Below are 8,352 nucleotides of genomic sequence, written 5' to 3'. Positions count from 1 at the left end.
CGAAGCCGGAGTTCGACCTGATCTGCGAGCAGACGCATGGCTGCGACCCGATCGCGCTGACGCCGGTGATGGTGAAGGCGATCCAGGACACCGACCCGCGCTGCCCGCCGTTAGAGAACCTGCCACCGGAACAACTGGAAACGCTGGCCATGCTGCAGGCTTTCCGCGACGCGGCCTCCGGGAATTGACCGGCGCCCGGTGACGGCGCCCGGATGTGGCGCTAGGCATGGCTTCGCGAAAGTGCTGCGGAGGCTGATCCATGCGCCTGTTCCTGAAAATCCTGACGGGCCTTTCCGGCCTGCTGCTTGTTGCCGCCTTCGGCCTCTACACCTGGTTCTGGTGGAAGCCGGTCGGCATCAACAACTATATCAACAAGGCGACGATCTCCTTTGCCATGGAGACGCCCGAGCTGATGACGCAGCTGGGCCTGATCGACAATACACCGCTGGATTTCCACTCGGGCAAGCTGGGCGACTATACCGAAGCCGGCGAGCAGAAGCAGCTCGCCAAGCTGCGCAAGGCGCGCGCAGGGCTCGACAAGTATGGCCCCGACGGGCTCGAGGGAAAGCAACTGCTCAGCTACGAAATTGTCGCCTGGTTCTTCGATGACCTGATCCGGCAGGCGGAGTTCGAACATGGTGGCTACCGCGTGAACCAGATTTCCGGGGTGACGGTCGACATGCCCCAGTTCCTGACGGACACGCATGTGATCGTCAGCGAGAAGAGCGCAGAGCGCTATGTGAGCCGCGTGCGGGACTTTAGCCGCGTGCTGCGGGAAGTGCGCGCGCGCGTCGAAGGCGACCGCGCGGCGGGCGTCATCCCGCCGGACTTCATCATCGACAAGTCGATTGCCGGCATGCAGGCCTTCATCGAAGGCGGCGCGGCCGCGAACATCCTGGTCACCAGCCTGCCCGCCCGGCTCGACAAGGTCGAGGGCCTGAGCGCCGAGAAGAAGGCCGCATTGGTCGCCGAGGCGGCGGAAGCGGTCGGGAGCGGCGTCGTCCCGGGGTATGAGGCGATGATTGCGCTGATGCAGGACATGCGCGCCCAAGCCACCCACGATGCCGGGATATGGCGCATTCCGGACGGCGAGCGGATTTATGCGGCGGCGCTGAAATCGCGCACGACGACCGACATGCCCGCCGAGGAGATCCACGCGCTTGGCCTGTCGGAAGTAGCGCGGATCGAAGCGGAGGTCGGCGCCATCCTGACGGCAGCTGGTCTGACCGAGGGCACGCAGTCGCAGCGCGTCGAAGCGCTGATGACCGATCCGGCCCACAACTTCACCAATGACGACGCCGGCCGGCAGGAGATGCTGGATTATCTCGTGCAGCTGAATGAGCAGGTGATGGCCAAGGCAGGCGACTATTTCGTCACCCTGCCGCCGCAGCCCCTGGAGATCGTGCGCGTGCCGGAATACTCGCAGGATTCCTCAGCCGGCGGATATTATACACCGCCCGCGCTGGATGGTTCACGCCCGGGCCGGTTCTACATCAACCAGAAAACCACCACCGACAATCCGCGCTGGACGCTGCCCACCCTGCTCTACCACGAAGCCGCCCCCGGCCACCATTTCCAGATTTCCGCCGCGCAGCTGATCACCGGCGTCCCGATGATCCGGAAGTTCAGTCCGTTCACGGCCTATACGGAAGGCTGGGCGCTCTACGCAGAGCGGATCGCCGCGACCGACATGGGCATGTATAACGAAGATGCACTCGGCGACCTTGGCCGGCTCAAGGCGGAAATGTTCCGCGCGGTGCGGCTGGTGGTCGATTCCGGCATGCACGCCAAGAAATGGTCGCGCGAAGAGGCCATCGCCTACATGAAGCAAAAGACCGGGCAGACCGAAGACGAAGTCGTGCGCGAAATCGAGCGCTATGCCGTCTGGCCGGCCCAGGCGACGGCCTACAAGACCGGGCAGCTTTCAATCCTCTCCGCGCGGGCTCGGGCCGAAGCAGCCCTCGGCGCCCGGTTTGACCTGAAACAGTTCCACGAAGCCGTTCTCGGCAGCGGGGCGATGCCGCTCGGCATCCTCGACAAGGTGGTCGATGAGTGGATCGCGGCCGAACTGGCGAAGGGCGCCTAGCCCTTCACCAACCAGGCTTTCTCGACCAGCTTTGTCACGTCGCCCATGATCTCGGTGATCCTGAAATCCTTGGGCGTGTAGACGCGGGCGATGCCCATCTGTCTCAGCGCGCGCGCATCCTCCGGCGGGATGATGCCTCCGACAACGACCGGCACATCACCCAGACCGGCGGCGCGCAGTTCGGCAATGGTTTCGCGCACGAGGTCGAGATGGCTGCCCGAGAGGATCGACAGTCCGACAACGTGGGCATCGGCGGCCTTGGCCTGCGCGGCGATTTGCGCGGGCGTGAAGCGGATGCCTTCGTAGACCACATCCATGCCGACGGCGCGGCCGCGCGCGGCGATCTGTTCAGCGCCGTTGGAGTGGCCATCGAGGCCCGGCTTGCCGAGCACATAGGTCAGTGTACGTCCCAAAGCCTCAGAGACGCGGGCGACTTCAGCCTTTACGATTTCGATATCTTCGCCGCCATCCGAGCCGACGACAAGCGCAACGCCGGTCGGCGCGCGGAACTCGCCGAAGACTTCGCGCAGGACCGTGCCCCACTCTCCGGTCGTCACGCCGGCTTTCGCGCAGGTGATGGACGGCTCCATGATGTTGCGGTTTTCGCCAGCAGCTGCGCGAAGCGAAGCGAGCGCGGCTTCGGCGGCCCTGCCGTCGCGGGCCGAACGCCAGGCCCTGAGGTCGCGCACCTGAGCCGCTTCCTCGGCGGGGTCGACCGTCATGATCGCGCCGTCGCCGGAGCCGAGCGGGCTCGTTTCAGTCTCGGTATAGGCGTTTACGCCGACCACTTTCATCGCGCCGGACTCAATGGCGCGGATCCGGTCAATATGGGCGCCGACGAGGCTTTCCTTCATGAAGCCGATCGCGTCCTTGGCGCCGCCGATCTCGTCGATCTTCGCGAGGGTGGCGCGGGCTTTCTGCTTCAGCTCTTGCGTCTTGGCGTCGATCACATGGCTGCCGTCAAAGATGTCCTCGAACTCGAGCAGGTCGGTCTCGTAGGCGAGGATCTGCTGGAGGCGCAGCGACCATTGCTGATCCCAGGGACGTGGCAGGCCCATGGCCTCGTTCCAGGCCGGCAGCTGCAGCGCGCGGCAACGGGCCTTCTTGGAGAGCGTGACGGCGAGCGCCTCGATCAGGATGCGGTAGACATTGTTTTCCGGTTGCGGCTCGGTGAGGCCGAGGGAGTTCACCTGAACGCCGTAGCGAAAGAGCAGCGCCTTGGGATCGGTGACGCCGTAACGCTCGCGGCCGATCTCTTCCCAGAGGTCCACGAAAGCGCGCATCTTGCAAAGTTCCGTTACAAAACGAACTCCCGCATTCACGAAGAAAGAAATCCGGCCGAAGACAGTTTCAAAGTCTGATTCCGGAACTTGCCCACCGGCTTTCACAGTGTCGAGCACGGCGATCGCAGTTGCGAGGGCGTAGGCCAGCTCCTGTTCCGGCGTCGCACCGGCTTCCTGCAGGTGATAAGAGCAGACATTCATTGGATTCCATTTTGGAACCTCCAGATAGCACCAGCTCACCATGTCGCCGATCAGCCGTAAGGAGGGTTCCGGCGGGAAGACATACGTTCCGCGCGAGAGGTATTCCTTGACGATGTCATTCTGGGTCGTGCCCCGCAGCTTCTTGCGGCTTTCACCGCGCTCGTCGGCGAGGGCCACATAGAGCGCCAGCATCCAGGCGGCGGGCGCGTTGATCGTCATCGAGGTATTCATCTGTTCCAGCGGCAGCTGATCAAACAGGAGGCGCATGTCGCCAAGGTGTTTCACCGGCACGCCCACCTTGCCGACTTCGCCTTTCGACAGGATGTGATCGGCGTCATAAGCGGTCTGGGTTGGCAGGTCGAAGGCGATGGAGAGACCGGTCTGACCCTTCGAGAGGTTCAGACGGTACAGCTCGTTCGACTTCTGCGCGGTCGAGTGACCAGCATAGGTCCGGAAGATCCACGGCTCTTCAGGCGCGTGCTGGTAATTTGTATCGGGCTTGCTCATCCGGCTTTGCCTCCCCTTTTGTTGCGCCGCAACATGGCTGAGGCCCCGCCCGCTGGCAAGGCCCGGCAAAACTGTGCCGCAGGCTGCTTGAATGCAGGCGCCGAGCCACGACATCTTGACCAGCTCTCCAGCGTCTGACCGGAACACGCCCTTGCCCGCCCCCTCTCAAGATCCAGCTGCCGCGCTGAAAACGGCGCTCTCGCTGCGGGCGGGATCGCTGGCCGCCTTCCCGGCGGGCGCTGTGCTGATGGCGATTCTGGAGCGCGGCTGGCTGTCGATTGCGGCCCTCGCCGCTGTGATGCTGGCCGTGAGCCTTTTCGAGCGCCGCAGGTTCGGCAAGGCGCTGGGCATCGCGGTCCGGTCCAATCCGGCCACGCTGATGACCGGTCTGGCGGTGCGAACCGGCCTGTTGACGGGCGTGTTCGTGGTTACCCTCGGCGTGCTTGCGCTGTTCCGGGACACGGCCCTGTCGCGCGGGCTGGGCTGGCCTGACCTGGCGGTCATCGGCCTGTCGGCGGGCGGGGCCCTGCTGGCCAATGGCCTCAGCGCGCGTCTTGCGCAAATGCGCACGGAGCCCGGCCAACCGCCGCCCCGCAATGCACCGGCCGGATCCGTGATCCTCGAAGGCGAGATCATTGACAACGATACACGGTAACGCGCGCAGCGTACTGGAGCGTGCGCCCGAAACGGATTACCGGTTGGGCTGCCCCGCGAAAGTGCCTGCTCCATGACTGAACTCATCGGCATGATTGCCGCCATGCTGACGACGCTCTCTTTCGTGCCGCAGGCGGCGCACATCGTGCGCACAGGTCATACCGAGGGCGTCTCGCTGATCATGTACGCGCTATTCACGGCCGGCATTTCGGTCTGGCTCGCCTATGGCATACTGCTCGGGGCGTTGCCGATCATCCTGTCGAACGGGGTGACGCTGGTGTTGGCGATGACTATTCTGGTGCTGAAACTACGCGCCGTACTTCAGGCACGCTCCCGCGTCCAGGGCGCCGCGGACGAGACATCGGCGCCCATCGCTTCGTAATAGAGCCGCTGGATCTCGCGGGTGACCGGCCCCGGCTTGCCGTTTCCAATTGGGTTGCTGTCCAGATGCGTGACCGGGGCGATCATGGCGCCGGCGGAGGTCGTGAAAACTTCGGCGGCGCCTGCCGCCTCGTCCGGCGTGAAGGCGCGCTCGGTGATGGTGAAGCCGCCCTTGCCCTGCAGCGCCATGACACCCGTACGGGTGATGCCCGGCAGGATGGCGGACGAGAGATCGCGGGTAATGATCTCGCCGGCTTTCGTGACGATCCATGCATTGGCGGAGGCGGCCTCGGTGACCAAGCCGTCTTCGACCATGAAGGCGGTATCGGCCCCCTGCTCTTTGGCCGTCCGGTAAGCGAGGGCCTGGGAGAGGAGCTGCGTGGTTTTCATGTCGCGCCGCTTCCAGCGTGTGTCGTCAAGGAACACCGCTTTTATCCCATCACGCGCGACCGCGCCGATCAGGGGTTTGGCATCTGCATAGGCGAAGACAGTGGGCACGAAGGTTTCAGGCCCTGCGAAGTCGCGTGCGTCATAGGCGCCGCCGGTGACTTCCAGATAGACGAGGCCCTCGGTCAGCTGGTTGCGCACGATCAGTTCCGTATGGAGCGCTTCCCAGCCGGGCGCATCATGCGGGTTTGGAATGGCGATGCCGCCCAGGGTGCGTGTCAGGCGGTCAATATGGCCGCCGAGATCCACACAGCAGCCATTATACACGGCCGTAACCTCATAGGCGGCATGTGCGAACAGGAACCCGCGGTCCAAAGGCGAGATTCGGGCCTCGGCGAGCGGCAAAAACGATCCATTCAGGTGGACGACAGGACAAACGGGCATATGGCTGGGCCTCGATCTATTTGGGCAGGTTTGTGCGCCGCAACATTTTTCTTGCGCTGCGGCATGACACTTGCCACTGTGCCCGCGCCAAGAGGGGCTGTGAAGACGCCGCAGAGCGCCTGACAGGCCAGATAGCCACGCAACGGAGGCAAAGTGATGGCGACCAAAACAGCAGGCCGGGTCACCAAGGACATCTACGAAGTCGGCGAGATCCCGCCGGAGTTCCATGTTCCGAAACTGATGCATGCCTGGACGATCCGGCGTGACCGCCATGGCCGCCCCTCGACCGCTATGCTGGTCGAGCAGGTGCCGGTGCCCGAAATCGATTCCGACGAAGTGCTGGTCCTCGTGATGGCGGCCGGGGTCAACTATAACGGCATCTGGGCCGCGCTCGGCGAGCCGATCTCGCCCTTTGATGTGCACAAGCAACCCTTCCACGTCGCCGGCTCCGATGCCTCCGGCATCGTCTGGGCCGTCGGCAAGCGCGTCACACGCGTGAAACCCGGCGACGAAGTTGTGATCCATTGCAACCAGGATGACGGTGACGACGAGGAGTGCAATGGCGGCGACCCGATGTTCTCGCCAAGCCAGCGTATCTGGGGCTACGAGACGCCGGATGGCAGCTTCGCGCAGTTCTGCCGCGTGCAGGCCCGCCAGTGCATGCCACGCCCGAAACACCTGACATGGGAAGAGGCCGCCTGCTACACGCTGACGCTCGCCACCGCTTACCGGATGCTGTTCGGCCACCAGCCGCATATCGTCTCGCCCGCTGATAACGTGCTGGTCTGGGGCGCCTCGGGCGGGCTTGGCTGCTTTGCCGTGCAGCTCTGCGCCGTGACCGGCGCGAACGCGATCGGGGTCGTCTCGTCCGACGACAAGCGCGACTATGTGATGAGCCTCGGCGCCAAAGGCGTGATCAACCGCAGCGACTTCAACTGCTGGGGTCAGTTGCCGAAGGTCAACGGGCCCGAGTTCGCAGACTACATGAAAGAGAGCCGCAAGTTCGGCAAAGCCATCTGGGATATTACCGGCAAGAAAGACGTCGACCTCGTGTTCGAACACCCGGGCGAAGCCACCTTCCCCGTCTCGGTTTTCGTTGTGAAACGCGGCGGCATGGTGGTGATCTGCGCCGGCACGTCAGGCTTCAACCTGACCATGGACGCCCGCTTCCTGTGGATGCGCCAAAAGCGTGTGCAGGGCTCGCACTTCGCGAACCTCAAGCAGGCATCGGAAGCCAACCAGCTGGTGATCAACCGCCGCATAGATCCCGGCATGTCGGAAGTCTTCACCTGGGCGGACATTCCGCTCGCCCATGAGAAGATGCTCGACAACAAGCACCTGCCCGGCAACATGGCGGTGCTCGTCACGTCGCCGAAACCGGGCCTGCGCACGGTCGAGGATGTGCTGGCGGTCAACGGCCAGGGCTGATCCGGGAACTCAGCCGTCCGTGTCCTGAGCTTTCCGTAACGGCGGCGCCCCGGCGCACCAGAGCACGAGCGCGATCAGCGGAAACTGCAAGGCAACACGTACCCAGAGCGCGGCCGGGCTAAGTGCCGTGTCGCCGAGGGATATCTGCGCAATGGCCATGTAGATGTTCGCCGGAAGCACGGCGAGCAGGTAGGCCGAGAGCAGCAATCCGGTGAGAGGCAGGCGCCACCTTGCGATCAGCGCAGCGGCAAAGACCAGCTCCGTCAGGCCGGTGATCCAGACAATCGCGATGGGAAACGGCAGCATCGGCGGAACGATGCGCGCGAAGGCGTCATCCAGCCGGAAATGCAGGATGCCGGCGATCAGGAAGAACGCCGCGAGCAGTATCTGGACGGCGCGCCGGATCATGAGATGGCTCCTTCACCCCGACTGGTGGACGCAAGACGCGCGCGGTGCAAGATGCACCGTTGGCCGGTTCGGGAGAAGGAATTCGGGGATGCTGAGCAAATCCAGGGCGGAAGCCTTTGCGCGGGCCTGGATGTTGGCCTGGAACGACCGGGACATTGACCGCATCCTGTCACACTATGCCGACGGCGTGGTGTTCCACTCGCCGCGCATTGCGCTTGTGATGGGAAACCGCGCGGCCAGCATCTCCGGCAAGGCGGCCCTGCGCGACTATTGGACCAAGGCACTGGAACGCTCGCCCGAGCTGTTCTTCGAACTTGAGAATGTGCTGACCAGCAGCGATGCGGTCACCCTTCTGTACACGAACCACCGGGAGGAACTGGTGGCCGAGACGTTCCTGTTCGATGCGCAAGGAGAAGTGCGCGAGTCGGTTGCCGCTTACCGCTAGGCGGCGGCGCGCCCGCGCCAGCCGCTGCGCGCCAGCCAGACACCGCCCAGGATGAGCACAAAGGCGGCCACGGCGTTCCAGCTCTGGACCTCCTGGAAGAACATCCAGCCGAACGCGGCACTGATGAC

The 8,352-nt window shown here is 64.2% G+C and carries 8 protein-coding genes and 1 pseudogene; 6 read left to right on the top strand and 3 right to left on the bottom strand.

Going from position 1 to position 8,352, the window contains the following annotated elements:
- Positions 1-188: pseudogene (locus tag WEA77_RS01475) on the top strand (hypothetical protein); the annotation flags it as partial.
- 71 nt (positions 189-259) lie between these two features.
- On the top strand, positions 260-2,086 hold the full coding sequence (locus WEA77_RS01470; RefSeq protein WP_368066100.1) for a DUF885 family protein: 1,827 nt from the start codon (positions 260-262) through the stop codon (positions 2,084-2,086).
- Here WEA77_RS01470 and WEA77_RS01465 read toward each other — a convergent pair.
- On the bottom strand, positions 2,083-4,077 hold the full coding sequence (locus tag WEA77_RS01465; RefSeq protein ID WP_368066099.1) for a methylmalonyl-CoA mutase family protein: 1,995 nt from the start codon (positions 4,075-4,077) through the stop codon (positions 2,083-2,085). The genes WEA77_RS01470 and WEA77_RS01465 overlap by 4 nt on opposite strands.
- 151 nt (positions 4,078-4,228) lie before the next feature.
- Here WEA77_RS01465 and WEA77_RS01460 point away from each other — a divergent pair, with 151 nt between their 5' ends.
- Positions 4,229-4,732: a hypothetical protein gene (locus WEA77_RS01460; protein ID WP_368066098.1), complete on the top strand. Its 504-nt coding sequence runs from the start codon at positions 4,229-4,231 to the stop codon at positions 4,730-4,732.
- Positions 4,733-4,804: 72 nt separating this feature from the next.
- Positions 4,805-5,113: a SemiSWEET family sugar transporter gene (locus WEA77_RS01455; protein WP_368066097.1), complete on the top strand. Its 309-nt coding sequence runs from the start codon at positions 4,805-4,807 to the stop codon at positions 5,111-5,113.
- Here WEA77_RS01455 and WEA77_RS01450 read toward each other — a convergent pair.
- Positions 5,053-5,943, bottom strand: coding sequence for an aminotransferase class IV (locus tag WEA77_RS01450; protein ID WP_368066096.1), 891 nt, complete (start codon positions 5,941-5,943; stop codon positions 5,053-5,055). The genes WEA77_RS01455 and WEA77_RS01450 overlap by 61 nt on opposite strands.
- 156 nt (positions 5,944-6,099) lie before the next feature.
- Here WEA77_RS01450 and ccrA point away from each other — a divergent pair, with 156 nt between their 5' ends.
- The gene (gene ccrA, locus WEA77_RS01445; protein ID WP_368066095.1) at positions 6,100-7,371 is read left to right on the top strand and encodes a crotonyl-CoA carboxylase/reductase; all 1,272 of its coding nucleotides are present in this window, start codon (positions 6,100-6,102) and stop codon (positions 7,369-7,371) included.
- 9 nt (positions 7,372-7,380) lie between these two features.
- Here ccrA and WEA77_RS01440 read toward each other — a convergent pair whose 3' ends face one another.
- Entirely contained in the window at positions 7,381-7,779 is a 399-nt protein-coding gene (locus WEA77_RS01440) for a hypothetical protein (RefSeq protein WP_368066094.1), read from the bottom strand.
- 88 nt (positions 7,780-7,867) lie between these two features.
- Here WEA77_RS01440 and WEA77_RS01435 point away from each other — a divergent pair, with 88 nt between their 5' ends.
- Positions 7,868-8,224: a nuclear transport factor 2 family protein gene (locus WEA77_RS01435; protein ID WP_368066093.1), complete on the top strand. Its 357-nt coding sequence runs from the start codon at positions 7,868-7,870 to the stop codon at positions 8,222-8,224.
- The last annotated feature ends 128 nt before the right edge of the window (positions 8,225-8,352 follow it).

Origin of the sequence: Hyphomonas sp. (assembly GCF_040882205.1) — a bacterium.
Classification (GTDB): domain Bacteria; phylum Pseudomonadota; class Alphaproteobacteria; order Caulobacterales; family Hyphomonadaceae; genus Hyphomonas.
The sequence above is the reverse complement of the archived record's forward strand: the minus strand, read 5'-3'. Positions and strand labels throughout refer to the sequence as shown.

Excerpts from the sequence above, each read along its gene's own strand:
- WEA77_RS01470 (WP_368066100.1), top strand. The coding sequence starts at position 260 with ATGCGCCTGTTCCTGAAAATCCTGACGGGCCTTTCCGGCCTGCTGCTT.
- WEA77_RS01450 (WP_368066096.1), bottom strand. The coding sequence starts at position 5,943 with ATGCCCGTTTGTCCTGTCGTCCACCTGAATGGATCGTTTTTGCCGCTC.
- WEA77_RS01440 (WP_368066094.1), bottom strand. The coding sequence starts at position 7,779 with ATGATCCGGCGCGCCGTCCAGATACTGCTCGCGGCGTTCTTCCTGATC.
- WEA77_RS01455 (WP_368066097.1), top strand. The coding sequence starts at position 4,805 with ATGACTGAACTCATCGGCATGATTGCCGCCATGCTGACGACGCTCTCT.
- WEA77_RS01435 (WP_368066093.1), top strand. The coding sequence starts at position 7,868 with ATGCTGAGCAAATCCAGGGCGGAAGCCTTTGCGCGGGCCTGGATGTTG.
- WEA77_RS01465 (WP_368066099.1), bottom strand. The coding sequence starts at position 4,077 with ATGAGCAAGCCCGATACAAATTACCAGCACGCGCCTGAAGAGCCGTGG.
- ccrA (WP_368066095.1), top strand. The coding sequence starts at position 6,100 with ATGGCGACCAAAACAGCAGGCCGGGTCACCAAGGACATCTACGAAGTC.